The sequence below is a fragment of the Selenomonadales bacterium 4137-cl genome (genome assembly GCA_032334055.1).
Taxonomy (GTDB): Bacteria; Bacillota; Negativicutes; order Sporomusales; family UBA7701; genus Anaeroselena; species Anaeroselena agilis.
In genome coordinates this window covers 4,038,646-4,063,408 of the sequence record JAUOZS010000001.1, presented here as the reverse complement: position 1 = coordinate 4,063,408, position 24,763 = coordinate 4,038,646, and the positions used below count along the sequence as shown (strand labels likewise).

Below are 24,763 nucleotides of genomic sequence, written 5' to 3'. Positions count from 1 at the left end.
CTACCTTTGAATAAAAGTAGTAAAAATCTGTATCATCGCCGGCCCGAGCAGCACGATGAAAATCGCCGGGAAAATGAACAACACCAGCGGGATCAGCATCTTGATCGGCGCTTTCATCGCCTTCTCCTGGGCCCGCTGGCGGCGTTTCTCCCGCACCGCCGCCGACTGCACCCTCAGCACGTTGCCGACGCTGACCCCAAGCTGGTCAGCCTGAATAAGGGCTGTGACGAACAAAGATACGTCGGGGACATCGCAGCGCAGCGCCAGCGCGTGCAGAGCGGCGCGGCGCGGCACCCCCACCCTGATCTCCTGCAGCACGCGGGTGAATTCGTCCACCAACGCCCCATGCATCTTCTCCGCCAGCTTGGCCAGCGCGCCGTCGAAGCCGAGACCAGCCTCGACACTGACCGTCAGGATATCGAGCACGTCGGGCAAATCCCTCTGCATACTGGCTTTGCGGGCGGCGGCCCTGCGGTTTAGAACATAAAACGGCCAAACCAGCCCGACCGCCAGGGCAAATATCGCATAACCGGCCGTCTTATTCGCCGGCAGATGGGCCGAATCGGCGACCACAGCGCTGATTATGGCCAGACCCACGGCCGTGAAGCCCGTCAGAACGAGGAACTGGCCGGCGCTCAGGCCACCGAACCCGCCGGCGGCCGCCAGCCGTTCCTCGGTCATCCGCTTGGTCGATTGCGGCGTAAACCGCAGAAAAAAGCCCGCGAAACTGCCTGTCACCGGAGCCAGCACCCGCTGACTGAAGGGCTTGGTCATCTCCTCGTCCGGGACATCGGCCTCCGCCATGCTATCGAGGGCCCTCAACCGCAGCGTGACCTGCCCGCCCCACAGCGGCGCATAGGCGGAAACCAGCAGATACGTCAGCATAAATATCGTAGCGAAGGTGATGGTGGCGATAAGAAACAGCATTTTTTCACCGCCTATTTGACCATGAATACCTCAGGAATCAGCTGAATGCCGTTGGCGGCCAGCTTCTCTACAAACTTCGGCCTTATTCCGGTCGGCTTGAGGCGGCCGGTAATACGGCCCGTCTCGTCCTTGCCGGTCTGCTCGAACACGAATATGTCCTGCAGGGTGATAACGTCGCCCTCCATGCCCTGCACCTCGGTGAGGTGGGTCACCCGGCGGCTGCCGTCCCGCAGGCGGGCCTGCTGCACGATAAGATCGACCGCCGAAGCGACCTGCTCGCGGATGGCCCGCACCGGCAGATCCATACCGGCCATCAGCACCATCGTTTCCAGACGGCTGAGCATGTCGCGCGGGCTGTTGGCGTGGCCGGTGGTCAGCGAGCCGTCGTGGCCGGTGTTCATCGCCTGCAGCATATCGAGCGCCTCGCCGCTGCGCACCTCGCCCACCACAATGCGGTCGGGCCGCATCCGCAGCGAATTGCGCACCAGGTCGCGCATCGTTATCGCGCCCTTGCCCTCAATGTTCGGCGGGCGCGTTTCCAGCGTCACCACATGCTCCTGACGAAGCTGCAGCTCGGCGGCGTCCTCCACCGTGACAATGCGCTCGTCGCCGGGAATGAACGACGACAGGACGTTGAGGGTCGTAGTCTTGCCGGAACCTGTGCCGCCGGACACGACAATGTTGAGCTTTCCTTCGACGCAGGCCTGCAGGAAGTCAGCCATATCGCGGGTCATCGTCCCGAAATTGACAAGATCGTTCACCGTAAGCGGGTCCTTGGCAAACTTGCGGATCGTCAGGCACGGCCCTTTAAGGGCCAGCGGCGGGATGATCGCGTTGACGCGCGAGCCGTCCGGCAACCGGGCGTCGACCATCGGCGAACCCTCGTCGATGCGGCGGCCCAGCGGGGCGACGATTTTCTCGATAACATGCAAGATATGGGCGTCGTCGCGGAAACGCACGTCGGTAAGGATGAGCTTGCCTTTGCGCTCCACGTACACCTGCGCCGGCCCGTTGACCATCACCTCGGAAATCGTCTCATCCTGGAGCAACGGGTCGATCGGCCCGTAGCCGAGGACCTCGTCAACCACCTCGGTGATGATGCGGGCCCGCTCGCCGCGGGGCACCGGCGCCGACTCCTCGTCCATCAGGGCGTTCGCCAGCCTCGCTACGATATCGTTAAGCTGCCGCCGGTCGGCGTCCTTGTCGGTCAGCAGCTTGCTCTCCTCGGCGCTCAGCTCGTCGACGATCCGCTTGTGGATACGCATTTTCAGCCCCTGATAGGGATCAAGCCTCAGGGCGGCGGGAGCCTTGGGCCTGTCTTTGACAGCCGGGCTGACCTCGTTTTGCTTGGCCTCCAAACGCCGTAGGAGCGACATAGGTCTATCCCCCGTTATTCGATAAGCACGCTACCGGTAGACGGCAGGGAGGTAACCTCCACATTCTGACCGTTGACCCGGAAGTTGCTGCCGTTGATTTTCACGGTGTTGCCGACAATACGGCCGTTCACGGTGATGTTGCTGCCGTTGATTTGAATATCGCCGTTGGGGGCGTAGATAATCCCGTTGACAGTAATATTGTTGCCGTTGATATGGATGCTGCCAGTCTGGGAATACAGGCAGACCTGATCGCCCGTTGTGCTGTTGATGATATTGCCGTTGATGTTGATGTCCCCGCCGCTGGCCAGGATGGCGCCCGTGCCGCTGATCGTGTTGCCGTTGAGCGTCACCGACCCGTTGACGTGGATCGAGCCGTCGACACTTATCGGTCCGCCGTTATAAGTTTTATCGCCGTTGAATACATGGTTGACGGCGGCGGCCTGATCGCTGATCTGCTGACTGAAATCAGGCATGGCTATCCTCGGGGCGTTGGAAATCTGCGTGGGAATATTGAGCTGGCTGCCGTTCACCCTTACGATACCGTGGGCTTCGGCCACGCCGGTGACGGTGATATCGCAGCCGTTGATCCTCAGGTCGGCGTCCGAGTGGACGGAACCGTCGACATAAAGCCGGCTGCCGTTGAGGGGCAGCATATCAAAGTCGCTGCCGGAAAAAATGGTATAGGCGAACGGCCCGCCCCCGTACTTCCGTTTGGCGGCCGCGGCCACCCGGACGGTGACCTTGTCGTAGCTGCCGCTATAAAAATAATTGGCTATTTTCATCAAAAAAGTATCGACAATCTTGGTATAGGTGAGATCGATCCGCCCCGCTCCCTTGCTGAAATCGGGGGTAAGCGTGCCATTGCTCAGCCTGTTGAGATCGGCGTAATGATCGGCCCGGCTCGTGGCGGCCGCCTGATCGGGCAGGGCGGTGGCCCCGGCCAGAGCGGCGGCGTCGACGCCGTTCTGAGCGATGGTCTTCTCAAGGTATAAGTTGCCGACATCGATCACCAGGCCGGCCATAAGGAGCAGGAAAACCATGCCGACAGCCACCATCACCAGGGAGCTGCCCCGTTGTTCCCTGAACACCTTCATCAACATATCAGCCAGCTCCTTCCGCTATTCCATGCGCATGGTGGCGGTGCCCTTGATGGTAACCGTACCGCTCCCGAATATCCCGGCAATATCCTTTGTCAGCAGACTGTGCTGGCCTTCGACGGTGACGGTGACCTCGCTGTCGCTGGTCCGGGCTTCCTCGGCCAGGGGAACCGGTTTGACGGTCGGTTCCGCGTTATTATCAAACCGCAGGGGGGTGGCCTTTTTCGCAGCCGCAATTATGTCTTCATTAGTCTTGTGCAGGGTGGCGGCCCTGGCCCCGGCCCGCGCGGCCTCATTGGCCAGGGTGGTCTTGTACATATACAGCCCAAAATCGCACATGCCGGCCAGCACCAGCATGAGAAACGGCAGCGCCAGCGCTATCTCGACCACCGATTGACCCCTGTGACTGCGGATATACCGAACAATCGCTTGCATGCCTTTACCTCCTCGCGCCTATTCCCGCGTCCGCCGCAGCGGACAGCCGGGCCACTTTATCTTACCCTTATTCTAGCACCGCCAGGCTCGGCCGGCATCGTGCCACAGTCTTATTCTTCTAAGGAGGAAGTCCCATTCCCCGTCTGGGATTTTCGTCCCGGACGAAAAAGCCCCCCGGCTGTAGCCAGGGGGCCATCGAAGCATCGATTAGAGGGCGGTGACGACGGAGTTGAAGGCGTTGTTGATCGCGGTGCCGACCTGAGGCATCAGGGTGATGGCGGCGATCGAGATCAGGGCGAGGATCAGACCGTATTCGACCATGCCTTGCCCTTTTTGGTTACGAAGATAATTCCACACGTTCATCATTTGTCTTTCCTCCTGTATTGTAAATTAAAATTGGGGACCAGATTGTGATTTCATTGTAGCACTCCGCCCGCGCCCCGCCATCGACCGCAAGTCTTATCTTTACTGGTCGGATGGTCTCAGCTTGGGCGTCGCCCGGTCCCAGACAATACAGGGTTGTTGGTCCTATACTACTCGCCCTTCAGCGGCACCTTGAGCAGCACCTTCGTGCCTCTTCCCTTCTGCGACCTGATCGAAAATTCGCCCCCCAGCAGCGAGATGCGCTCCTGCATCCCCATGATGCCGAAACTCTCCGTCCCGCTCCGGTCGGCGCCGGGGTCGAAGCCCTGCCCGTCGTCCTCGATGAGCGCGGTCACCATCGTCGGACGGTAATCGATCCTAACCAGGACGGCGGAAGCCTTGGCATGCTTCTCGATATTCGTCAGCGCCTCCTGCACCGTCCGGAAAAGGCCGACCTCCAGGTGAGTGCTCAGCCGTTTCTCCTCGCCCGTCACCTTGATTTCCGGGAAAACCCCCGACCGCTCCCGCAGCGTGTCCAGCACCCGCCGCAGCGTGGGCACCAGGCCCAGGTCGTCGAGCGTCATCGGCCTGAGCCCGAAGATGATCTTGCGCGTTTCCTTCAATACATATCTGATCTGTTCCTGCAGATCCTTAAGCTCCTCCCGCGCCCGGGCGAGATCGTTCTCCAGCAGCCGCTCGCACACCTCCGCCCGGAAGACGACATTGGCCATCGCCTGAGCCGGCCCGTCGTGGATCTCCCGCGCCACCCGCCGCCGCTCCTCCTCCTGGGCCCTGATGATCTTGGCGGCGAACGCCTGCCGCTGCTGCAGGGAATCGATCTGCGTCAGCACCGTCTCCATATGATCGCCCAGAAAGCCCAGCGCGGCGCCCACCTGGGTCACCAGTCCCTCGGCCCGCTGCAGCGTATCCTTCAGGTTGCGCAGTCGCAGCTCCATATCGTCCCGCTGGCGGCGGAGATTCCGCTCCTGTTCGCGGGCCACCTCCAGGTCGACGCGCACGTTCTCGGCGTCCTGGTAGGCCTGCTTCATGTCCTCCTCGCTGAAAACCCGGAAATTGCGGTGAACCTCGGCCAGTCGCAGGCGGGCCCGCCGCTCCTTCTTCTCCAGACCGTCGACGCGGGCGATGACCTCGGTCGTCTCCTGCTTGATCCTCTCAAGGTCCTTCTTGACGTTCTCCATCTCGGTACGGGCCGCCTCGTAAATATCGAAAATCTGCGACTTGCCCTTTTCCACGGCCGCGATCGTCTGCTTGACGATCTTGTCGAGTATTTTGACGTCGAGCTTTTGCATAAGGCCACCCTTCCGCACACTCTTTCCGGGTCAATTCGCGTCAGGCGGCATATATCCCTGCCGGGCGCCCATGAGAAAGACTTGGCAAAAGCCAAGTCCGCCCACATTTATCAATGCCGCCCGCGCCGGTCCCTCCGGACGGCGTTTTGCCGCTAAAGCTTGATATTGATAATCTCGCGGATGACCAGCGCGCCGAAAAGCTGGCCGACGATCGCGCCGCCCGTCATCGCCTGGCCGATCGGATGGGTAAAGAGCAGGCTGATGTAGCCGGGATTGATAACGAAAACCGCCAGCCCGACGCAAACCGGCAACGCGGCCAGCACGACCCCGGAAGCGCGGCCCTGGGCGGTCAGCGTGCGGATTTCGCCCTTGAGCTTGACGCGCGCCCGGATGGTGCCGGCGATGTTGTCCAGCACCTCCGCCAGATTACCTCCCACCTGCCGCTGAATAAGCACCGCGGTGACAACAAGGTCGAGATCGTCGCTGTCCATCCGGCGGGCAAGATTATTCATCGCCTGATCGGTCGTCATCCCCAGGGCCATCTCCTTGAGGGTGCGGGCGAACTCGCCCGCGATTGGCTCCGGCATCTCCCTCGCCACCATCTCGAGGGCCTGCAGAAAGCTGTAGCCGGTGCGCAGCGAATTGGCCGTCAGCACGAGGGCGTCGCCCAGTTGGTCGTTGAACAGCCTCAGGCGCTTGGCCGCTTTAATGCGCACGGCGATATGCGGCGCGATAAAACCGCCGCAGCCGCCGATGACGGCCGCGGCCAACTTGCCGCCGGAAGTAGTCAGCAGCAGCAGCGCGCCCAGCCCGGCCGCCCCGGCGCATATTACCATAAACTCCGCTGCGCGGAGCGGCAGTCCGGCCTGAACCAGCTTCCGCTCGACGGTACGCGAGCGGCGGGGCGATTCGAAGTGCCTGCTCATCCGCCGCACGAAAGCGCGCCAGCCTGACAGGCCCGCGCCGCCCAGCGACACCTTAAGCGGCACATCCCCCGCCGCCGGCAGCTCGACGTAACGGCTCAGCCGCCCGACGAGCTCCCGGCGGGACGAAGACAGGTAATAAATCAGCGCCGCCAGCACGGTCAGCACCGCCAGAAAAGTAACCGCAGCGATCATAAAAGGCATTTTCGCTCACATCCTCACGTCAGCCCAGCAGCCGTTTCAGGCGGTGCACCACCCCGCGAGGCTCCTCGTGTCCGGCGGCCTCGCCGGCAACGCCTTTCGCAAGGTTGAAAATCCCCTGGGAAACTCCCGCCTCGGGGTTGGTGACAACAAAAGGAATGCCGCGGTTGACCGACGGCACCACCACCTTGCCGTCGCTCGGCAAAACAGCGGCGAAGGGACGCCGCAGACTCTCCTCCACCTCCCGCACATCCATGCCGCCCTCGCCGGTGGCCCGGTTCAGCACCAGCTTCACCTTCTCGCCGCTATACGCCAGCGAATCCATTATCTCCAGGCACAGCTTGACGTTTTTGATCGTCGGCAGGTCAAGAGAAGAAATCACCAGTATCTGGTCGGCCTCGTCGAGGGCCGTAAGCATCGCCTCGCCAAAGGACGGGGCGGTATCGACGATCACATACCGGTAAGCGCCGCGCAACGCTTTAAGCGCCGCGCCCAGGTGAGCGGCGGTGACGAGCTCCGCCTGCTCCGGTCGGAGCGGGGCCGCCAGCACGTCCACATAATCGTCGTAGCGGGTCAGGTACCCGGACAGCTGGCCGGTCTCCAGAGCTTCCCCGTCGGCCGCCAGATCGGCCGCCGTCGCTCTCGGCAGAACGTTAAGGAACAGGCTGACATCGCCGAAAGTCAGGTCGGCGTCGACAATACACACCTTTTGCCTGGACCTGGTCCCAAGCGCCACCGCCAGATTAGTGGCGATGGTCGTCTTGCCCACCCCGCCCTTGGTGCTGAAAACGGTTATAACCTTGCCGGCCGCAGGCTGCCGTGCCTCAAGCGGGATAACCTTGCGCCGGTTCTGCTCGCTCGCGTGTACCTGTTTTATCGCCTGCCGCAGCTCGTCGCCGGTGAACGGCTTGATGAGATAATCCTTGGCACCGGCCAGCATCGCCCGGCGCAGGTACTCCTGCTCGCCCTGCACGCTCATGATGATGACGCAGGCGTTGGGCACCTCGTTGCCGAGCAGCGCGGTGGCCGACAGCCCGTCCATGCCGGGCATGTTGATATCCATAAGGATGACTTCCGGCTGGACCGCCCTGGCCTTGGCGATCGCCTCCTCGGCTGTCCCGGCCTGGTCGACGGCGGCGATATCCGGATCGAAAGCCAGCAGCTTTCTTATACTGTCCCTGGTGGCCTCGACATCGTCGACAATGAGAACCTTAATCTTTGCCGCCATCTCGCTTACCTCCCGGCGCATTTTTCTTTTGTCCGTCGGCATACGGGTCCTCTTTCACCATGTCCTTCATCTCGGTCGTCATACCGGGCACGTACTCCCGGGGATCGACGATCGTCGGCGTAATGAGGATGACAAGCTCGGTTTCATGGCGGCTGAACGACTTGCTGGTGAACAGCTTGCCGAGGATGGGTATATCGGCCAGCCCCGGAACCTTCGTCACATCCTTCAGCGTTTCGCTGGCGATCAGGCCGCCGAGAGCCATCGTCTGGCCGGAGGACAGGGCGATACTGGCCTCGGCCCGGCGGGTGTTGATCGGCGGAATCTGGAAATTCTGGCTGAGACCGATCTTATGATCGCTGCTCCAGTCGACCGTGCTGACCTCCGCCTTTATCTTGCTGTTGATCAGGCCCTCGCTGTTGACCTCAGGCGAAATTTCGAGCTTGATGCCGAACTGCTTCCATTCCACCGATATCGCGCCATTGAGCATCGCTATCGGAATCGGTATCTCGCCGCCGACGAGGATGTTGGCCTTCTCGCCGCTCAGCGTGATCACGTTCGGCTGGGACAGTATCTTGGCCAACCCCTGCTTGACGAGCGCGTCGAGCTGGGCGTTGACGTCCCAGTAGCCGCCGTGCCCGCCCCACGTTTTCCCGTATGGCTTGGAATCGATTAGGGCGTTGTTGTAGACGTAGCCCGAGGAACCGTCGCCATAAGTGACCTTCCAGTCCTTCTGCGGCGTCTGCCCGGCCCGGAAGGTACCGGGGTTGGTGGGGTCGTTGCCCCACTTGATGCCCAGATTGTCGGTCTTCGAACGATTTATCTCGATCACCCGCGCTTCGATCTTCACCTGCACCGGCCTTACGATCTCCAGCAGGTTCACGACCTTTTCGCCGTAAGCGCCGGCTACCTTCTCGGCCCGCAGCTTCTGGTACTGGTCATTGACGCCGCCCTCGAGGATGACGTTCTTGCCCACCTTGCTCACGCGGATGTCGGGATACCCCAGAATAGCCTTGATATCATTGGCGATCTGCGTGTCGTTGGTGCCGACCTCCACATCGTAGCTGCCCCGGCCGGCCGCCGACCAGATATGCAGCGTCGTCACCCCCGGCTGCTTGCCGACGATCAACACCTCGGAACCGGACACGACCAGCACGTCGGCCACCTCGGGATTGGCCACCGCCACCCGTTCCACCCCGCTGATATTGAACAGCCGGGACTGGCTGACCGCCACCGAAATCTTCTCATTAGCCGACGCCGGCGTCGGCTGGAAGGCGAAACAGAGCAGCAGCAGCGCGATTATCCTCACAATTCCCCGTTTCATCGCAAAACCTCCGCCGGCCTCAGTTGACCGGAATCATTTCCGTTTTTGTACCGCGGATAACCTGAATACCCTTGGGTGACGGTGCCGGAGCGGCCCCGCCCGTCGCAGCCTGAGGGGCCGCCGGAGGAGCGGAGGCGTTCACGATATCGCGCGGCTTCAGCGCGTTGGTTACCACCATCACGTCGCTCGGCAGATAGGGCCTCAGCACCAGCCGGATTTTGCCCTTTTCCTCGGCCACCGTAAGCCTGGCCGCCTCGTCGGGCGACACCGCCAGCGTCACCGTCATCTTGGACGACGCCTCCTTCTTCGCGCCTTCGGGCGCGCCGGTCTCGGTCTCGCGGTTAACGGCCAGCACCCTGACATTCTGGAGGAAAATCTGGCTAAGATGCTCACCGATGATATTGGTGTCGAATGTCACGATCACATCCACGTAATCGCCCGGCCTGACGAGACCGGCCACGCCGGTCACCTCCGTCACCGCCACCGACACCGCCCGCTTGTCCGGCGGTATAATCCCCGTGAACCCGGACGACTGGCCCGCGATGAACAGCCGCCGCTGGGTGATCTGTTCGCCGGCGACGATCTTATCGCGGACCACCGCGCCCACAGCCTTGCCGACCTCCTGCACCGCTCCCGGCTGGATATACTCGGGCGGCACGTTCACCACCTGCAGCATATCGGCGGTCATTTTCGTCTTCGGCGGAATATCGGCCTTAGCCACCACCACCGGCAGCCCCTGCCTTACGGTCTGATCGGCCAGGCCCTTAAGATAGCTATAGACAAGCACGGCCGCTGCCAGGCTGAAAACCAGGGCAACGGCGACCAGCCCCTTGGGTGATAACTTTGCCACGTCTTCCCCTCCAATGATCCACTCCTGTCATGCTTTAATTGTAGCGCAAACCCCCTGCCGCCTCATCCGACCAGGGCCTTAAACCGGCGCTGGGAACAGTCTCGTTTTTCTGGGACCACGGACCCACCGAACTCCCGGACCGCTGAAAAACTTGGTCTGACGCTGCGTGCTTCTCTACCCGTTCGTGAACGGCCGGGGCCTTTTCAACAATAAATAAAAAAGCGGCCCCTCCGGGCCGCCCCCCAAACCAATATTCCTCACAGCCAGCCGCGCCGGCGGAAATAGCGCACCATCACCAGTCCCGCCAGAATCATCACCGCCCATACCGCGGGATACCCATACTCCCATTCCAGCTCAGGCATATACCGGAAGTTCATCCCGTAAACCCCGGCGAGAAACGTCAGCGGGATAAAGATGGTCGAGATGATCGTCAGCAGCTTCATAACCTCGTTCAGCCGGTAACTGACGCTCGACAGGTAAATGTCCAGCATGCCTGACAGAATGTCGCGGTAAGTCTCCAGCGTATCGATGACCTGAACGGTGTGATCGTACGCATCGCGGACATATGGCAGGGTCGTCTGCCTGATCAGCGGCGACTCGCCGCGGCTCAGCGCGCCGATCACTTCCCTGAGCGGCCAGAGCGCCTTGCGGAAAAACAGCATCTCCCGCTTGAGGTAATGAATGTCCTGCAGCGTCCCCTGCCCCGGCCGGGTAACCAGGGTGTCCTCCAGATCCTCCAGCCGTTCCCCCAGGTCCTCTAGCACTACGAAGTAATTGTCGACGATCGTGTCGATCAGCGAATAGGCCAGATAATCGGCCCCCTCGCGCCGGATGCGGCCCTTGCCGCTGTTGATCCGTTCGCGGACCGCCTTGAAAAGCTCCCGGCCGCTCTCCTGGAAAGAAAGCACATAGCCGTCGCCCACGATCATACTCACCTGCTCGCCGGCCATCGTCCCGTCCTGCTCGAGAACGAACGCCTGGAACACGATATAGAGGTAATCGCCGTAATCCTCCTGCTTGGGCCGCTGGTGGGTGTTCAGAATATCCTCCAGCACCAGCGGGTGGATGGCGAACGCGGCGCCTATCTTCTCGATAAGGCCCACGTTGTGGAGCCCGTCCACACTTATCCACGTCACCGCATTCGCCGCCCGGGGCGCCGCCAGGACCGCGACATCGCCTGCGGCCCGCTCCCGGGCGCCGGCGGCGTCGTAGTCGAGCACCGTAACCCTGGTGTCCCGGCCGTAATCGCGGCCGACATGAACCAAAGACTCCGGCGGCAGCCCTGCCTTCCCGGCAATGCTTCGCTTCCTCACAGGCACCTCAGCCTCCTCGCGGCGGGCGGTCCCGTCAATCATACGCTACCGATATATTCTGCCCCGCCCGCCCTACTCCTCTCGGCCGAGGCAAAATTTACCGCCGCAAAGTAAAATCGCTGTGACGGGGATGCCAGCCCCGGTGCCCCACATAAATCTCCCGAGTATCGATCCGGTGGCCGTCCATGAACAGGTCCAGAGTCAGGCGGTCGCCGTCCTTCACCTTGAAATCCAGCCCGTCCGCGCCTCCCTTTGTATGGTAACGGAACGTGATCGTGTCGCGGTCATTGCTCAGATAGTGAAAATCGTTCCTCTCCTCGCCCTTGTCGCGCACAGCGCCGAAACGGCCGTCGGTGCGGATGACCCCGCTGAAAACGTGACCCTGCCCGCGCGTGGTCGTGCGCAGATGGAATCCGTCGCCGTCCCGCCAGATGAAGATTCCCCTGCTGTGCCCGGGCCGGAACCCGTCCGGCCTGCCCTGGAGCTGCGGGGACCAGGCGAACGCGTAGCCGCTGCAGAAAACGAGGATCGACACCATGATAACCATCGCCGTCAGTTTCTTCATTGTCATATTTCCCCTTTCTTGGTCCTGACCCCAGAATAAGGGCAAATTATGACAGCCGCGTGACAGGGGGGGGCGAAATAATCCTTCTGCCCCCCTCTCTGGGACGGCGGTCCCGGCAAATTGAACCCGCGGTCTCAAGGAACGCGGGCGTCGTTTCGAGAAAACCATAAATCACATCCACCGGAAAGGAGCTGGAGTCATGTCCGCCAACCATATCCGCTACACCGCGAACGCCGTCATCACCGTCTTCTGCCTCCTGGTGGTCCTCGCGCGGCTGGCCTCCCTGCCCGCCTCCGGCCGCCACCTGCTCTGGGGCGGCGTGGCTGTTGTCGTTTCGCTGCTCGACATCTACTTCCTCGTCAAAAGCTCCTTCAATCGGCCCAAAGACATCGATACCTCCCCGTACGGTTTTTTGCTCGGCGTCGTCGGCTCACTCGGTTTCGTCGGCAGCGCCGTCGCCATCGGCTATCCGGTACCGGATTTTCCCCTCGCCCCCTCCCTCCGGCAGGCGGGCGGCGTTGTCGCCCTCCTGCCATACCCCTTCATCCTGTGGGCGCTCCTTTGCCTGAAAGACTGTCTTACCGTTCTCCCCGAAGCCCACGGCGTCGTCGCCCACGGCATCTACAAATACTCCCGCCACCCCCTGTACATGTGCTACATCGTCTGGGCCGCCGCCAACATAATGATGTTCCCCTCCCTGCCGATGATCGCCGTTTCCGTGGCCCACATCGCCATACTCGTCCTCAGGCTCAAGCGGGAGGAAAAACTGCTGCTCGCCACCTTCCCCGAATACCGCGACTACCACCGCCGCACGGGGCTCGTCGGCAGCCTGCGGTTCCGCCTCCTCCTCGGCGAATAGCAGGCGGGCGCGGCGTTATCAATAGCCAGAGACACAAAAGAGGTTGGGCTTTAAAGCCCAACCTCTTTATTGCGAAAAAGCTACACCTTTACGGCCAACCCGGCCCGGACTTCCTCCCAGATGAGGATATTCGCCTTGGAAAAACCGTTGAAAGTCGTCGCCGACGCCGAAGTATACGCACCGCAGTTGGGCACCAGAATTACGTCGTCCACCGCCAGCGGCACCGTCGGCTTATCGCGGAACATCACATCGAACGAGTCGCAGCTCGGACCGGCGAAGGTCGCGGCGATCCGTTCGCCCGCGCGGAAGGATTCCAGCTCGAAATCCCAGTGATCGAAAATCACCCCCGAAAAAGTCCCGTAAAGCCCCTCGTCGAGGAAATACCACAGCTGGCTGTTGCGGGTCTGGATACCGATCACGCTGGTGATGAGGTTGACGGCCGTACCGCAGATAAAGCGCCCCGGCTCGCTCCATATCTCGGTATCCGGGAAAGACGCCGCCAGCGACGCGCGGATCTCGGACGCCATCGCCGCCACGTCGACATTATCCTGCGGAGTGGGAATGGGAAACCCGCCGCCGATATCGAGATAACGCAGCTTGAACCCGTCGGCCGCCGCCGCATCGGCCAGCCGCCGGCAGACCTTGATGGCGTCGGTATACGCCTTGGCGCTCATCGACTGGCTGCCGACGTGGAAACACAGCCCGGCGACGTCCAGGCCCTGCTCGCGGGCCAGCCGAAGAAGGCGCAGGGCATCCTCGGGCGGAGCGCCGAACTTCTTGTTGAGATCGACCAGCGCCTGCGGATTTTCGACCTTGATCCTCAGCAGCACCGTACCGCCGGGAATGGCCCGGGCGATGCGGCCGATCTCGTTTTCGCTGTCGAAGGTGAACTTATTAACGCCGGTGCGGCGGGCAACCGCCAGTCCGCCGGCCGTTTTGATCGGATTGGCGTAGATGATGCGGTCGGGGGACACGCCCATCGCCGCCAGGTCGAGCATCTCGCCGTCGGAAGCGACATCGAAGCGCGCGCCCTCTTCCGCCAGCGCCGCCACCAGGCGCCGCTCGGGGTTAGCCTTCACCGCGTAGTGGACCTTCACGCCGGGCAGGTGCTCGGTAAGGAACCGGTAGTTAGCCTTCACCTGGTCGAGCGACAGGACCAGCAGCGGCGTGCCGTACTTTTCCGCCAGCGACTCGGTCGCCGCCCGGGTGAGCTTAAAATAGGATTGCATGTAAATCACCCCGCCTTTCTGGTCCTAGCGGAAACCTTCAATTTCCGCAGACTGAAGAACCCGGACTCCGCCCAAAGTAACCGGCTCAAGTCGGGTTCTTCGTCAGACACCCATCAAACATACGCTATGATTTTAACACAATCCCCCGAAAGTGCAAGCGGAATTTTAACGTCTCCCGACCAGCCGCGAAACCAGGCCGCGGAAGGGCTCGGCGCTACAGCTTGCCCGCCAGTTCGCGACCGAACCGCACGCAATTGGCGATCGCCTCTTCACCGGGATACCACAACTCCCGCACGCCGTCGCCCACCAGAGTGAAGCCGCCCTTTTCGAGCTCCTCGCCGATGACCTTGGTCGCCTCGCCGCTCCAGCCGTAGGCGCCGAACGTCGCCGCCTTCTTGTTCTTGAACCCCAGGCCCCTGATCTCCTCCATAATGCCGGCGACCGACGACAGTACCCCTTTGTTGACCGTCGGCGAGCCGACGACAATCGCCTTGGACTTGAAAACTTCGCCGATGATACCCGTTTTGTCGGACCGGGCCGAGTTAAAAAGCTTCACCGTTACCGCCGGGTCGGCCTCGCCGATGCCCTGGGCGATCGCCTCGGCCATGCGTCGGGTGCCGTTCCACATCGTGTCGTATATGATCGTCACCTGATTCTCCTGGTAATCGGCCGCCCATTTGGCGTACATCTCCACAATCTGCAGGGGGTTGTCCCGCCAGATAATGCCGTGGCTGGGCGCGATCATCGCCACCGGCAGCCCGAGGCCGACAACCTCTTTGATTTTCTTGTCCACCAGCCTGCTGAACGGCGTAAGGATATTGGCGTAGTATTTGAGCGCCTCCTGGTAAAGCTCGCCCTGATCGACCAGATCGTTGAACATCTTCTCCGACGCGTAGTGCTGGCCGAAAGCGTCATTGCTGAACAGCACCGCGTCGCCCGTCAGGTAGCAGAACATGCTGTCCGGCCAGTGGAGCATCGGCGCCTCAATGAACACCAGTTCCTTCGAACCGAGGCTAAGCCTGTCGCCCGTCTTCACCGTCCGGAAATCCCAGTCCTGATGGTACTGCCCCTTTATGGACTTGACCGCGTTGGCCGTGCAGTAAATGGGCGTGTCGGGGATCTCGCGCATCAGCTCGGGCAGGGCGCCGCTATGGTCGATCTCGCCATGGCAGGCGACGATATAGTCGATCTTTTTCAGATCGATCTCGCGCTTGAGCTTGGCGACGAACTCCTTGGCGAACGGCGCCCAGACGGTGTCGATCAGCACCGTCTTCTCGTCCCTGACCAGATAGGAATTATAACTCGAGCCCCGCTCGGTATGGTATTCCTCGCCGTGGAAGCGGCGAAGCTCCCAGTCGACCTTGCCCACCCAGGTGATATTATCCTTCATCATAAAACCCATCGCCTTTCGCCTCCCGGAAATATATCTTAACAGATTACTTCGTCGCCATTATCCGGCGCTCCTGCTAATCCTTGCGGCCCTCGTCACAGCGCGGCCAGCAAGCGTTCCAGGTTGCGCCTGGCCTGCCCCTCGCAGCGCTCCCGGAAAAATGCGCTGTGAAAAATGCCGTCACGCGCCAGCAGCAAGCGGAGGAACGCCCGTCGGCGGCGGGCGTAGAGCGGAGCCGCCACATACGCGTACTCGCGCCTGACGCCCGCCTCGTAAGCGGCGAACGCCGGCCACGGATCACCCAACACCGCCAGGTCGATATCAAGCAGCAGGGCGGTGTCACCATCCACCGGCGGCCGGTCGTGACGGGTCGCGAGGATAAGGGTCGCGGCACGGTCGGCGAAGGTCGGCGGCGCGCCCAGCCGCCCGGCGAAAAAATGGCCGGCGGCGGCGCTAAGCGTCTCGTTGGCCGTGCTGCCGGGCTCGCACACCAAATCATGCAGCCACAAAGCATACTCAAGCGTATCCGGGTCGGCGGCATAGCCGGCGGCCACATCCAACTCGGCCAGACAGCACCGCAGATGCTCAAACCCGTGATAAAACCGCGCCCCGCTCCCGTACGCGCCGGCCACCGCCTCATAAACCTCCCGCGCCGCGTCCGTGCAGCCGCCGATTCTCGCCGCCAACGCGGCCCATCGCTCCTGCAGCATCCCGTCCTCCCCGCCTAGACCACCTACTGTCTAGCTTGCGCCGCCGCCGCAAAACAATTCGTCCGCCCCGGCGAAAAGCCGCGCAACCGATGCCTGCTCCACCACACTTAAAACCGATATACCCGCTCCGTCCCGCCCGGCCAAGTGCGCTCGGCGAACCACGCCCCGCCCTCGCCCAGCAGCGCCACTGTCGACGAGCGTGTCCCGTAATCGGCGCTCGCGATAAAGACCGGCGACAGCATCCGCTCCCACGCCAGCCCCACCCCCGTATCCGGCAAGGCCGCGTCAGGCGCCGGCACGTCATCGGCCAGCACCGCGAACAGCCCCGCCGCGAGGTCCTCGTCCGCGCCGGCCAGGCATTCAGTCAGCCCCGCTTTCGCCCTCGCCGCCTTCGGCCACGGCGTATCGAGCAGATGATTGCTCAGGGCGTGGACGCCGGGCGTCACCGCCGTAGCAACGCCCGTACGGTTGGAATAGTGCCACAAACCCGTTGAGTCCCCAACCAGCAGATTGAACCCGTTGTATTCCCCACCGGCGGCCCGCACCCGCTCCAGGTACCCGCGGGGCGTCAGCGCACCGCATAGATAATCGCGCACCAGCTCGCCGCGCGACCGGGCGTCGGGCCGGTTCTCGGCCGGGTCGCGATAATTCGTCAGAGCCGCGAACCGCCCGTCGCGGGTCACCCCCAGCCATGTCCCGCCCCGGTCCAGGTCCCGCCCGGCAAGCACGCCGGGGCACTCCGGCCAGAACCCGGCCGGAGCGGTCGGCCGGCGGTAGAACTCGTCCCGGTTGGCGGCGACCACGAGGCTGAAGCGGGGATGGGCCTTATATGCAAACGCGATCAGACACATGAAAACTCCTTATTATCCATATCTCCATATTCCAGCGGACAAAGCCGCCTTCCGACCTTGTTCGCCGCCGTCCCCGCCTCCACCTGCCTATATTCCCCGCCTTCACCGGCCGATAATATTGTGCCATTATTTAGCATAAATATCTTGACAGACAGGCGCGTGTCGTGCTACTTTTAAAACAAACGTTTTAAACAATCGTTTGTTTACGAGGTGACGATATGGAAAAAGATACCCGCGCCAAGTTGCTCGAAGCGGCATCCACCCTCTTTGCCCACAAGGGCTTCGCGGCCGTATCGGTCCGCGATCTTGCCCAGGCTTCCGGCGCCAATGTCGCCGCCGTCTCATACCACTTCGGCGGCAAGGAGGGCCTTTATCACGCGATGCTGGAGTACCAGTTCGAGCCAATCGCCGAGGCGCTCGAGCGCATAAAAACCATGCCGCCCCTGCCGCCCGTCGAGCGCCTCACCCTCTACGCCTCGCTGATCGCCGGCGTCCACCAGCGGCGCCCGTACCTGCTTCGCATCATGCACGGCGAACTTACCAGCCCCACCAGCGGCCTCGAGGCGGTCGTCAAAAAATATATCCCGCGGATTTATTCCTTTCTCCACCAGGCCTTGACCGACGGCGTCGCCGCCGGCGACTTCCGCCCCGACCTTGACGTCGACTTTGCCTGCATATCGCTGGCCGGCATCCTCAACTTCTACTTCATCGTCAAGCCCCTCGCCCGGCAGTTGCTGCCCGTTCCCGACCGCGGCGACGAAAAGTACGTTGCCCAGGCGTTCGCCATCTACCTAAACGGCATCAGGAGGGAGAAACAATGAACAAGCGGCTTATCATCGTCGGAGCGGTCGTCTTCCTCGCCCTCGCCGCCATCGCCGGCTACAAGCTCTACATGGCGCGCGAGGACGGCATCACCGCCACCGGCACCATCGAGGTCACCCGCGCCGACGTCATGCCCAAGGTCAACGGTTACCTCGGCGAACTCAAAATCGAGGCCGGCGACACCGTCAAGACCGGGCAAGTGATAGCCCGCATCGCCCGCCCCGACCTGGAGGCCCAGCTCCTCCGCGACGAATCCGCCCTCGTCAAAGCCAAAGTACAGCTCGAAGACCTTGAAAAAGGCGCCCGCAGCCAGGAGCGCCGCGAAACGGCCGCCAGCCTCGCCTCCGCCCAGGCGGTGTATGACAAGGCCAAGTCCGACCTCGAGCGCTACCGGGCCCTCTACAACAGCGGCGCCATCTCCGCCCAACAGCTCGACGCCGCCCAATCAAGCTACGAAGTGGCCCAAAGCGCCCTCGTAGCCGCCCGGTCCCGCCTGAGCCTCGTCGAAGAAGGCAACCGACCCGACACCATCGAAGCCCAGCGCATCGAGGTCAAAAGATCGCAGGCCATCGTCGCCGCCAGCCGCGCCCTGCTCGCCGACACCGTCGTCGCCAGCCCGATAAGCGGCGTAGTGCTCACGAAAAACTTCGAGAACGGCGAATACATCAACCCCGGCTCGGCCATCGCCACCATCGGCGACATGAACGACTGCCGGGTCAAGGTCTACATCGCCTCCACCCAGCTCGGCCTCATCAAGGTCGGCCAGCCGGTGGACGTCAGAGTCGACTCCTTCCCCGGCCGCATCTTCCCCGGCGCTATCAAGGAAATCAGCCAGAACGCCGAATTCACCCCCCGCCAGAGCATTACCCAGCGCGAGCGGGCCAACCTTGTCTTCGCCGTCAAGGTCAAGGTCGACAACGCCGAAGGCATCCTCAAACCCGGCATGCCCGCGGATGTGGTAATAAAATGATCGTCTTCGATAGCATCGTCAAAAGCTATGGCGCAAACCTGGCGGTCGACAAAGTCTCCCTGAACGTCGCCGCCGGCGAGATCTTCGGCCTCGTCGGCCCGGACGGCGCCGGCAAGACGACCGTCATCCGCATGCTCACCGGCATCCTCGCCCCCACGTCCGGCAGCCTCCGCGTCCTGGAGGCCGCCAACCCCGAGGAGGTCAAGGACAAACTCGGCTATGTGCCGCAGCGGTTCAGCCTCTACGGCGACCTCACCGTCATGGAGAACATCCGTGTCCTCGGTTCGCTCTACGGCCAGGACGAAGGAGAAATCGCGTCCCGGGCCACCGCCATCCTGTCCTTCACCAACCTGCTGCCCTTCAAAGACCGCCTGGCCGACAACCTCTCGGGAGGCATGAAGCAAAAGCTGGCCCTCGCCGCCGGCCTCATGCACCGGCCGCTCCTCTACGTCCTCGACGAGCCGACCACCGGCGTCGATCCCGTTTCACGCCGCGAATTCTGGCGGATGCTCTACAAGCTCAACAAGGAAGGCACCACCGTCTTCGTTTCCACCCCCTACATGGACGAAGCCGAACTCTGCACCCGCGTGGCCTTCATGTACAACGGCCGCATCGTCGCCTGCGACTCGCCCCGCGGCCTGCGCCGGGCATACCCCCACAAAGTGCTGGAACTCGCCACCCCCGGCAAAAACGTCAAGCAATTGCTGGCCGACAGCTCGTTGCTCGACATCAACCCCTTCGGCGACAAATACCATCTCGTCGCCGCCGACGCCGACGCCGCGGCGGCCGAAGTCCGCGCCGCCCTAAACGCCGCCGGCGTCCCCATAATATCGCTGACCGAGATACCCCCCACCCTCGAGGACGTCTTCGTCGCCCTCGCAAGCGAGGTGGCCTGACATGTACGCCGTCGAGCTTAACAATCTCACCCGCCGCTTCGGATCTTTCACCGCCGTCGACAACGTCACCCTGAACATCCGCCAGGGCAGCATCTATGGCTTCCTTGGCCCCAACGGCTCAGGCAAGTCCACCACCATCCGCATGCTCTGCGGCATCCTCGCCCCCTCCGCCGGCGGCGGCCGCGTCCTCGGCCTCGACATCGCCGCCGACAGCGAGGCCATCAAGCACAAAATCGGCTACATGTCGCAAAAATTCAGCCTCTACGACGACATGACCGTTAGCGAAAACCTCACCTTCTACGCCGGCATGTACAGCCTGCCGCCGGCCGTGGAAAAAGAGCGGATCGCCGCCATGCTCGCCCTCGCCGGCCTGGAAAAGCGGCGGCACGAGCTCGTCGCCAACCTGTCCGGCGGCTGGAAGCAGCGGCTGGCCCTCGGCTGCTCCATCCTCCACAACCCGCCCATCCTCTTCCTCGACGAACCCACCGGCGGCGTAGACCCCAAATCCCGCCGCCTCTTCTGGGATATCATCTACGACCTGTCACGCCAGGGCACCACCGTCATGGTCACCACCCACTTCATGGACGAAGCCGAGCACTGCGACGAAATCGGCTTCATCTACGAAGGCGCCCTCCTCACCAGCGACACCCCCACCAACCTCAAAAAAAGCCTTCCCGGCACACTGCTCGCCATCCCCACCCCCGAGCCCATGGCCCTGCTCGCCGAGCTTGAAGGCGGCGACGACCCCTTCCTCGACGTCTACCCCTTCGGCGCCAGCGTCCATGTCCTCGCCGCCCCCGGCCAGGAGGGCCGGCTGGCCGCCTACGGCCCGGCCGTCATCGACCCGTCGCTGGAAGACGTCTTCGTCTACCTCGTCAAATCCCACCGCAAGGAGGCGGTAGCATGAGACGTCTCAGAGCCCTGCTCATAAAAGAATTCATCCAGATGCGCCGCGACCGGCTGACCTTCGCCATGATGATCGGCCTGCCCATCGTCCAGCTCCTGGTGTTCGGCTTCGCCATCAACACCGACGTCAAGCACCTGCCCACCGCCGTCTACGACCAGTCGCTCCAGCAGGACAGCCGCGACTTCCTGTCCGCTCTAACCGCCAGCGAATACTTCGACATCACCGAGATCGCCACAAGCCACGAACAGGTCGCCGCCGCCGTCGAATCGGGACGGACAAAAGTAGGGGTCGTCATCCCCCCCGACTTCGCCGAAAACCTCAAACACGGCCGCAGCGCTGCCGTACAAGTCATCGTCGACGCCTCCGACTCGATGGCCGCCTCGTCGGCCATCAGCGCCGCCCAGCTCGTCGGGCAGATAAAATCGCAGGAAATCATGATAAAACGCCTGCAGGGCGTCACCGGCAAGAAGATCGACCCGCCCTTTGACGTCCGCATCCGTCCCTGGTACAATCCCGACTTCGTCACCGCCTTTTACATGGTCCCCGGCATCCTCGGCATCGTCCTCACCATGACGATGGTCATGATAACCTCGATGGCCATCGTCCGCGAGCGCGAGCGCGGCACCCTCGAACAGCTCATCGTCACGCCGATGAAAACCTGGGAACTCATGCTCGGCAAGATCATCCCCTACATCGTCGTCGGCTACGTTCAGGCCACCGTCGCCCTCCTCGTCGGCATCGTCGTCTTCGATTTGCCGGTCCGCGGCAGCCTTGGCCTCCTCTACCTGCTCACCTCATGGTTCATCATCGCCTCCCTGGCTCTCGGCGTGCTTATCTCCACCTTCGCCAAAACCCAGATGCAGGCCATGCAGATGTCCTTCTTCGTATTCCTGCCCAGCGTACTTCTCTCCGGCTTCATGTTCCCCCGCGAATCCATGCCCCTGTTCTTCAACTGGCTGGGCAACCTCCTGCCGCTCACCTTCTACCTCCAGATCCTGCGCGGCATCATCCTCAAAGGCGTCGGCATCACCGTCCTGTGGACCCAGGTGATGGCCCTAACGGTGTTCATAACTGTGGTACTGGCTATCGCAATCAAGAAATTCCAGAAGAAAATCGCTTAAGGTTCCGGCCGTTGATAAGCCCCCGCTGCCGGCGCACAGTCTGCGATTCTTAGCAATCAAAAACAACAAAACGCCCTGCCATCCCGGCAGGGCGTTTTCTCACAGCTTCCTTATTATCTCATCCGTCATCTGCAGGGTGGTCGCGCTGCCCCCCAGGTCGGGCGTTACCGCCCGGCCCTCGGCCAGCACCGCCTCCAGGGCGGCACGGATGCGCGCGGCGGTCGGCCCCTCGCCGAGGTAGTCCAGCATCATCGCCGCCGACAGCAGCAGAGCCGCCGGGTTGGCCGCGTTCCGGCCGGCGATGTCCGGCGCCGTGCCGTGCACCGCCTCGAAAACCGCCCCGCCCTCGCCGAGGTTCGCCCCCGGCACCACCCCGAGGCCGCCCACCAGGCCGGCACACAGATCGGAAACTATATCCCCGTACAGGTTGGGAGCGAGAAGGACGTCGTACTCCTCCGGACGCATCACCAGCTGCATGCAAAGATTGTCGACGATCACCTCGTCGTAGCGGATATCCGGATTAAGCTTGGCCACCTCGCGGGCGCTCGCCAGAAAAAGCCCGTCCGTCAGCTTCATGATGTTGGCCTTGTGGACGGCTGTCACCCTTTTCCGGCCGTGCCGGGCCGCGTACGCGAAGGCGGCCTGGGCAATGCGCACCGACGCCTCCGTGGTGATTATCTTGACCGACTCGGCCGCGTAACGGCCGACGCGGTGCTCGACGCCAGCGTAAAGATCCTCCGTATTTTCCCGGAAGATCACCAGATCGATGCCCTCGTAGCGGCTCCTCACCCCCGGCAGCGACTTGACCGGCCGCAGGTTGCAGTACAGGTCGAGCGTCTGCCGCAGCGTGACGTTGATGCTGCGGTACCCTTCCCCCACCTGAGTGGTAAGCGGCCCTTTCAGCGCCACCTTATTTGCCCTGATGCTGGCCATCGTCGCCTCCGGCAGCGGGTCGCCGCAGCGGTCGATGCCGCCCTGGCCGGCAAAGTGGACATCCCACAGCACCGGCGCGGCCGCGGCGGCGAAAATCTCCTGAACCGCCGCGCTGATCTCCGGCCCGATGCCGTCGCCGGGAATTAACGTCACCCTATGCATGGACGCCGCCTCCCTTCCCGGCCAGGTTGAGCAGGCCGCCGGCAAGGATGACCTCCCGCTCCCGCGGCGTCACCTCCAGCTTCAGGCTCACCGTCCGCCCGTCGGCCGTCCGCGCCGCCAAAGCCGCCCCGGCCGCGATCTGGTCCGTCAACCCCGCGAATGTCAGCGTCTCGCCCGCGGCCAGCGCGTCGTAATCGGCCGGGTCGGCGAACAGCAGGGGCAGGATGCCGAAATTGATCAGATTGGCGCGATGAATGCGGGCGAACGACTTGGCGATCACCGCCTTGATGCCCAGGTACAGCGGCACGAGGGCGGCGTGTTCGCGGCTCGAACCCTGCCCGTAGTTCAACCCGGCGACGATAATGCCGCCGCCCGCCGCCTTCGCCCGGGCCGGGAAAGACGCGTCCAGGCCGCTGAAGCAAAAGTCGGCCAGGTGGGGGATATTCGAACGGTACGGCAGCAGGCCGGCGTGGGACGGCATGATGTCGTCGGTCGTCACGTTGTCGCCCGCCTTGAGGACAACGGCCGCCGCAAGCTCGGCGGGCGGCTTGGCCGCCCGGGGGAACGGCTTGATGTTCGGCCCCCGCACCACCGCCAGGCCGTTGCCGTTAGCCGGCGGAAAAACGAACAGATTGTCGCCGGCGTTGCGGCCGGCGGCATCGTCGCCGACAACCGCGGGCGGCGCGCCCAAGTGGCGGGGGTCGGTTATCATCCCGGTCAGAGCGCTCGCTGCCGCCACCTCGGGGCTGGCCAGATATACGCCGGCGTCGGGCGTGCCGCTGCGGCCGGGAAAATTGCGGTTGAAAGTCCTGAGCGACACCCCGCCCGAGCGGGGCGCCTGGCCCATGCCGATGCACGGCCCGCAGGCGCATTCGAGGATGCGGGCGCCGGCGCGGATGAGTACGCCCAGAGCGCCGCAATCGGCCAACATGCCCAGCACCTGCCGCGAGCCGGGGGCGATCACCAGCGACACCCCGGGATCGACCCGCTTGCCCTCGAGGATCTTCGCCACCTTATAAAGGTCGCTGAACGACGAATTCGTGCAGCTGCCGATCGCCACCTGATCGAGCCTCGTCCCCGCCGCCTCGTTCACAGGCACCACATTATCCGGGCTGTGGGGCGCCGCCACCAGCGGCTCCAGCCTGCCGAGATCGATGGTCACCGTCTCATCGTAAACCGCGTCAGGATCGGCGGCCAGCGGCACCCATTCGCAGCCTCGCTGCTGGGCGGCCAAAAACGCCCTGGTCGCCTCGTCGCTGGGGAAAATCGACGTCGTCGCCCCCAGCTCGGCCCCCATATTGGTGATCGTCGCCCGCTCGGGCACGCTTAAAGTCGCCGCTCCCGGCCCGCCGTACTCGAAAATCCGCCCCACCCCGCCCTTTACCGTCAGACGGCGCAGCAACTCGAGAATCACATCCTTGGCCGCCACCCACGGCGGCAGCTTGCCGACAAGCTCCACCCGGCAGACCTTGGGCATCGTCAGGTAATACGCGCCGCCCGCCATCGCCACGGCCACGTCGAGGCCGCCCGCGCCGATCGCCAGCATCCCCAGGCCGCCCCCGGTGGGCGTGTGGCTGTCCGAGCCCAGCAGCGTCCAACCGGGCCGGCCGAATCGCTCCAGATGAACCTGGTGGCAAATGCCGTTGCCCGGCCTGGAAAACACCACCCCGTGCTTGGCGGCCACCGTTTCGATGTAGCGGTGGTCGTCGGCGTTCTCGAATCCGCACTGCAGCGTGTTATGATCCACATACGCCACCGACAGCCTGGTCCTGACCCGCGGCACGTCCATGGCCTCGAACTGCAGGTAGGCCATCGTGCCGGTGGAATCCTGGGTCAGGGTCTGATCGATGCCGATACCGATTTCCGTCCCCGGAACAAGCGAGCCGCTCACAAGGTGAGCGGCGAGAATCTTGGCTGTCAGCGTTTTTCCCATCGCGTTTCCTCCGTTGCCCAATATACGCGGCTCAGGCCGCTGGCTAAAAAAATAACAACTGCTCTTTCAAG

General features: G+C 62.9%; 24 protein-coding genes. 6 read left to right on the top strand and 18 right to left on the bottom strand.

Going from position 1 to position 24,763, the window contains the following annotated elements; all coding sequences use genetic code 11:
• The 12 genes from Q4T40_20805 to Q4T40_20750 form a co-directional block, all read right to left on the bottom strand.
• A complete protein-coding gene (locus tag Q4T40_20805; protein ID MDT8903675.1) occupies nucleotides 1-927 on the bottom strand; it encodes a type II secretion system F family protein in 927 nt (308 codons plus the stop codon).
• Between the two features lie 11 nt (nucleotides 928-938).
• Nucleotides 939-2,303, bottom strand: coding sequence for a CpaF family protein (locus tag Q4T40_20800; GenBank protein MDT8903674.1), 1,365 nt, complete (start codon nucleotides 2,301-2,303; stop codon nucleotides 939-941).
• Nucleotides 2,304-2,317: 14 nt separating this feature from the next.
• A complete protein-coding gene (locus tag Q4T40_20795) occupies nucleotides 2,318-3,403 on the bottom strand; it encodes a pilus assembly protein TadG-related protein (GenBank protein ID MDT8903673.1) in 1,086 nt (361 codons plus the stop codon).
• Nucleotides 3,404-3,421: 18 nt separating this feature from the next.
• Nucleotides 3,422-3,835, bottom strand: a complete 414-nt coding sequence (locus Q4T40_20790; GenBank protein ID MDT8903672.1) for a pilus assembly protein — start codon at nucleotides 3,833-3,835, stop codon at nucleotides 3,422-3,424.
• A gap of 207 nt (nucleotides 3,836-4,042) precedes the next feature.
• On the bottom strand, nucleotides 4,043-4,201 hold the full coding sequence (locus tag Q4T40_20785) for a Flp family type IVb pilin (GenBank protein ID MDT8903671.1): 159 nt from the start codon (nucleotides 4,199-4,201) through the stop codon (nucleotides 4,043-4,045).
• A 167-nt stretch (nucleotides 4,202-4,368) separates the two neighbouring features.
• A complete protein-coding gene (locus Q4T40_20780) occupies nucleotides 4,369-5,508 on the bottom strand; it encodes a sensor histidine kinase (protein ID MDT8903670.1) in 1,140 nt (379 codons plus the stop codon).
• 152 nt (nucleotides 5,509-5,660) lie between these two features.
• The gene (locus tag Q4T40_20775) at nucleotides 5,661-6,635 is read right to left on the bottom strand and encodes a type II secretion system F family protein (protein MDT8903669.1); all 975 of its coding nucleotides are present in this window, start codon (nucleotides 6,633-6,635) and stop codon (nucleotides 5,661-5,663) included.
• Nucleotides 6,636-6,654: 19 nt separating this feature from the next.
• The gene (locus Q4T40_20770) at nucleotides 6,655-7,860 is read right to left on the bottom strand and encodes a response regulator (protein ID MDT8903668.1); all 1,206 of its coding nucleotides are present in this window, start codon (nucleotides 7,858-7,860) and stop codon (nucleotides 6,655-6,657) included.
• Nucleotides 7,844-9,181, bottom strand: coding sequence for a pilus assembly protein N-terminal domain-containing protein (locus tag Q4T40_20765; GenBank protein ID MDT8903667.1), 1,338 nt, complete (start codon nucleotides 9,179-9,181; stop codon nucleotides 7,844-7,846). Before Q4T40_20765 ends, Q4T40_20770 begins: the two co-directional genes overlap by 17 nt.
• A 19-nt stretch (nucleotides 9,182-9,200) precedes the next feature.
• On the bottom strand, nucleotides 9,201-10,031 hold the full coding sequence (gene cpaB, locus Q4T40_20760) for a Flp pilus assembly protein CpaB (GenBank protein MDT8903666.1): 831 nt from the start codon (nucleotides 10,029-10,031) through the stop codon (nucleotides 9,201-9,203).
• 257 nt (nucleotides 10,032-10,288) lie between these two features.
• Complete coding sequence (gene corA, locus Q4T40_20755) at nucleotides 10,289-11,350, bottom strand: magnesium/cobalt transporter CorA (protein MDT8903665.1); 1,062 nt, start codon at nucleotides 11,348-11,350, stop codon at nucleotides 10,289-10,291.
• A 91-nt stretch (nucleotides 11,351-11,441) separates the two neighbouring features.
• Nucleotides 11,442-11,909: a hypothetical protein gene (locus Q4T40_20750; GenBank protein MDT8903664.1), complete on the bottom strand. Its 468-nt coding sequence runs from the start codon at nucleotides 11,907-11,909 to the stop codon at nucleotides 11,442-11,444.
• Between the two features lie 199 nt (nucleotides 11,910-12,108).
• Here Q4T40_20750 and Q4T40_20745 point away from each other — a divergent pair, with 199 nt between their 5' ends.
• A complete protein-coding gene (locus tag Q4T40_20745) occupies nucleotides 12,109-12,768 on the top strand; it encodes an isoprenylcysteine carboxylmethyltransferase family protein (GenBank protein ID MDT8903663.1) in 660 nt (219 codons plus the stop codon).
• A gap of 80 nt (nucleotides 12,769-12,848) precedes the next feature.
• Here Q4T40_20745 and Q4T40_20740 read toward each other — a convergent pair whose 3' ends face one another.
• The 4 genes from Q4T40_20740 to Q4T40_20725 all read right to left on the bottom strand — a co-directional run bounded on the left by Q4T40_20740 (nucleotide 12,849) and on the right by Q4T40_20725 (nucleotide 16,948).
• Complete coding sequence (locus Q4T40_20740; GenBank protein ID MDT8903662.1) at nucleotides 12,849-13,997, bottom strand: type III PLP-dependent enzyme; 1,149 nt, start codon at nucleotides 13,995-13,997, stop codon at nucleotides 12,849-12,851.
• Nucleotides 13,998-14,211: 214 nt separating this feature from the next.
• On the bottom strand, nucleotides 14,212-15,399 hold the full coding sequence (locus tag Q4T40_20735) for an anaerobic nitric oxide reductase flavorubredoxin (GenBank protein ID MDT8903661.1): 1,188 nt from the start codon (nucleotides 15,397-15,399) through the stop codon (nucleotides 14,212-14,214).
• 83 nt (nucleotides 15,400-15,482) lie between these two features.
• Nucleotides 15,483-16,097, bottom strand: coding sequence for a hypothetical protein (locus Q4T40_20730; GenBank protein ID MDT8903660.1), 615 nt, complete (start codon nucleotides 16,095-16,097; stop codon nucleotides 15,483-15,485).
• A gap of 107 nt (nucleotides 16,098-16,204) precedes the next feature.
• Nucleotides 16,205-16,948 (bottom strand): NRDE family protein, encoded by a 744-nt coding sequence (locus Q4T40_20725; protein MDT8903659.1) that lies wholly within the window; start codon nucleotides 16,946-16,948, stop codon nucleotides 16,205-16,207.
• A 218-nt stretch (nucleotides 16,949-17,166) separates the two neighbouring features.
• Here Q4T40_20725 and Q4T40_20720 point away from each other — a divergent pair, with 218 nt between their 5' ends.
• The 5 genes from Q4T40_20720 to Q4T40_20700 are packed head-to-tail and all read left to right on the top strand — an operon-like array spanning nucleotide 17,167 to nucleotide 21,664.
• Nucleotides 17,167-17,769 (top strand): TetR family transcriptional regulator, encoded by a 603-nt coding sequence (locus Q4T40_20720; protein ID MDT8903658.1) that lies wholly within the window; start codon nucleotides 17,167-17,169, stop codon nucleotides 17,767-17,769.
• On the top strand, nucleotides 17,766-18,740 hold the full coding sequence (locus tag Q4T40_20715; GenBank protein ID MDT8903657.1) for an efflux RND transporter periplasmic adaptor subunit: 975 nt from the start codon (nucleotides 17,766-17,768) through the stop codon (nucleotides 18,738-18,740). The genes Q4T40_20720 and Q4T40_20715 overlap by 4 nt, the downstream gene beginning before the upstream one ends.
• Complete coding sequence (locus tag Q4T40_20710) at nucleotides 18,737-19,636, top strand: ABC transporter ATP-binding protein (GenBank protein MDT8903656.1); 900 nt, start codon at nucleotides 18,737-18,739, stop codon at nucleotides 19,634-19,636. The genes Q4T40_20715 and Q4T40_20710 overlap by 4 nt, the downstream gene beginning before the upstream one ends.
• 1 nt (nucleotide 19,637) lies before the next feature.
• On the top strand, nucleotides 19,638-20,543 hold the full coding sequence (locus Q4T40_20705; protein ID MDT8903655.1) for an ABC transporter ATP-binding protein: 906 nt from the start codon (nucleotides 19,638-19,640) through the stop codon (nucleotides 20,541-20,543).
• Nucleotides 20,540-21,664, top strand: coding sequence for an ABC transporter permease (locus Q4T40_20700; protein ID MDT8903654.1), 1,125 nt, complete (start codon nucleotides 20,540-20,542; stop codon nucleotides 21,662-21,664). The genes Q4T40_20705 and Q4T40_20700 overlap by 4 nt, the downstream gene beginning before the upstream one ends.
• 99 nt (nucleotides 21,665-21,763) lie before the next feature.
• Here the strand turns inward: Q4T40_20700 and Q4T40_20695 are convergent, their stop codons facing one another.
• Together Q4T40_20695 and Q4T40_20690 are read right to left on the bottom strand one after the other, a co-directional pair.
• Nucleotides 21,764-22,759, bottom strand: a complete 996-nt coding sequence (locus tag Q4T40_20695; protein ID MDT8903653.1) for an isocitrate/isopropylmalate dehydrogenase family protein — start codon at nucleotides 22,757-22,759, stop codon at nucleotides 21,764-21,766.
• The gene (locus tag Q4T40_20690) at nucleotides 22,752-24,692 is read right to left on the bottom strand and encodes an aconitate hydratase (GenBank protein ID MDT8903652.1); all 1,941 of its coding nucleotides are present in this window, start codon (nucleotides 24,690-24,692) and stop codon (nucleotides 22,752-22,754) included. Before Q4T40_20690 ends, Q4T40_20695 begins: the two co-directional genes overlap by 8 nt.
• Between the last annotated feature and the right edge of the window lie 71 nt (nucleotides 24,693-24,763).

What these genes read in the sequence shown, in the direction of transcription:
- Q4T40_20750 (MDT8903664.1), bottom strand. Translation starts at nt 11,909, where the DNA reads ATGAAGAAACTGACGGCGATGGTTATCATGGTGTCGATCCTCGTTTTC.
- Q4T40_20700 (MDT8903654.1), top strand. Translation starts at nt 20,540, where the DNA reads ATGAGACGTCTCAGAGCCCTGCTCATAAAAGAATTCATCCAGATGCGC.
- Q4T40_20695 (MDT8903653.1), bottom strand. Translation starts at nt 22,759, where the DNA reads ATGCATAGGGTGACGTTAATTCCCGGCGACGGCATCGGGCCGGAGATC.
- Q4T40_20715 (MDT8903657.1), top strand. Translation starts at nt 17,766, where the DNA reads ATGAACAAGCGGCTTATCATCGTCGGAGCGGTCGTCTTCCTCGCCCTC.
- Q4T40_20790 (MDT8903672.1), bottom strand. Translation starts at nt 3,835, where the DNA reads ATGCAAGCGATTGTTCGGTATATCCGCAGTCACAGGGGTCAATCGGTG.
- Q4T40_20725 (MDT8903659.1), bottom strand. Translation starts at nt 16,948, where the DNA reads ATGTGTCTGATCGCGTTTGCATATAAGGCCCATCCCCGCTTCAGCCTC.
- Q4T40_20740 (MDT8903662.1), bottom strand. Translation starts at nt 13,997, where the DNA reads ATGCAATCCTATTTTAAGCTCACCCGGGCGGCGACCGAGTCGCTGGCG.
- Q4T40_20735 (MDT8903661.1), bottom strand. Translation starts at nt 15,399, where the DNA reads ATGGGTTTTATGATGAAGGATAATATCACCTGGGTGGGCAAGGTCGAC.
- Q4T40_20800 (MDT8903674.1), bottom strand. Translation starts at nt 2,303, where the DNA reads ATGTCGCTCCTACGGCGTTTGGAGGCCAAGCAAAACGAGGTCAGCCCG.
- Q4T40_20775 (MDT8903669.1), bottom strand. Translation starts at nt 6,635, where the DNA reads ATGCCTTTTATGATCGCTGCGGTTACTTTTCTGGCGGTGCTGACCGTG.
- Q4T40_20780 (MDT8903670.1), bottom strand. Translation starts at nt 5,508, where the DNA reads ATGCAAAAGCTCGACGTCAAAATACTCGACAAGATCGTCAAGCAGACG.
- Q4T40_20805 (MDT8903675.1), bottom strand. Translation starts at nt 927, where the DNA reads ATGCTGTTTCTTATCGCCACCATCACCTTCGCTACGATATTTATGCTG.
- Q4T40_20705 (MDT8903655.1), top strand. Translation starts at nt 19,638, where the DNA reads ATGTACGCCGTCGAGCTTAACAATCTCACCCGCCGCTTCGGATCTTTC.
- Q4T40_20770 (MDT8903668.1), bottom strand. Translation starts at nt 7,860, where the DNA reads ATGGCGGCAAAGATTAAGGTTCTCATTGTCGACGATGTCGAGGCCACC.
- Q4T40_20710 (MDT8903656.1), top strand. Translation starts at nt 18,737, where the DNA reads ATGATCGTCTTCGATAGCATCGTCAAAAGCTATGGCGCAAACCTGGCG.
- Q4T40_20765 (MDT8903667.1), bottom strand. Translation starts at nt 9,181, where the DNA reads ATGAAACGGGGAATTGTGAGGATAATCGCGCTGCTGCTGCTCTGTTTC.
- Q4T40_20745 (MDT8903663.1), top strand. Translation starts at nt 12,109, where the DNA reads ATGTCCGCCAACCATATCCGCTACACCGCGAACGCCGTCATCACCGTC.
- Q4T40_20730 (MDT8903660.1), bottom strand. Translation starts at nt 16,097, where the DNA reads ATGCTGCAGGAGCGATGGGCCGCGTTGGCGGCGAGAATCGGCGGCTGC.
- Q4T40_20785 (MDT8903671.1), bottom strand. Translation starts at nt 4,201, where the DNA reads ATGATGAACGTGTGGAATTATCTTCGTAACCAAAAAGGGCAAGGCATG.
- Q4T40_20720 (MDT8903658.1), top strand. Translation starts at nt 17,167, where the DNA reads ATGGAAAAAGATACCCGCGCCAAGTTGCTCGAAGCGGCATCCACCCTC.
- Q4T40_20795 (MDT8903673.1), bottom strand. Translation starts at nt 3,403, where the DNA reads ATGTTGATGAAGGTGTTCAGGGAACAACGGGGCAGCTCCCTGGTGATG.
- Q4T40_20690 (MDT8903652.1), bottom strand. Translation starts at nt 24,692, where the DNA reads ATGGGAAAAACGCTGACAGCCAAGATTCTCGCCGCTCACCTTGTGAGC.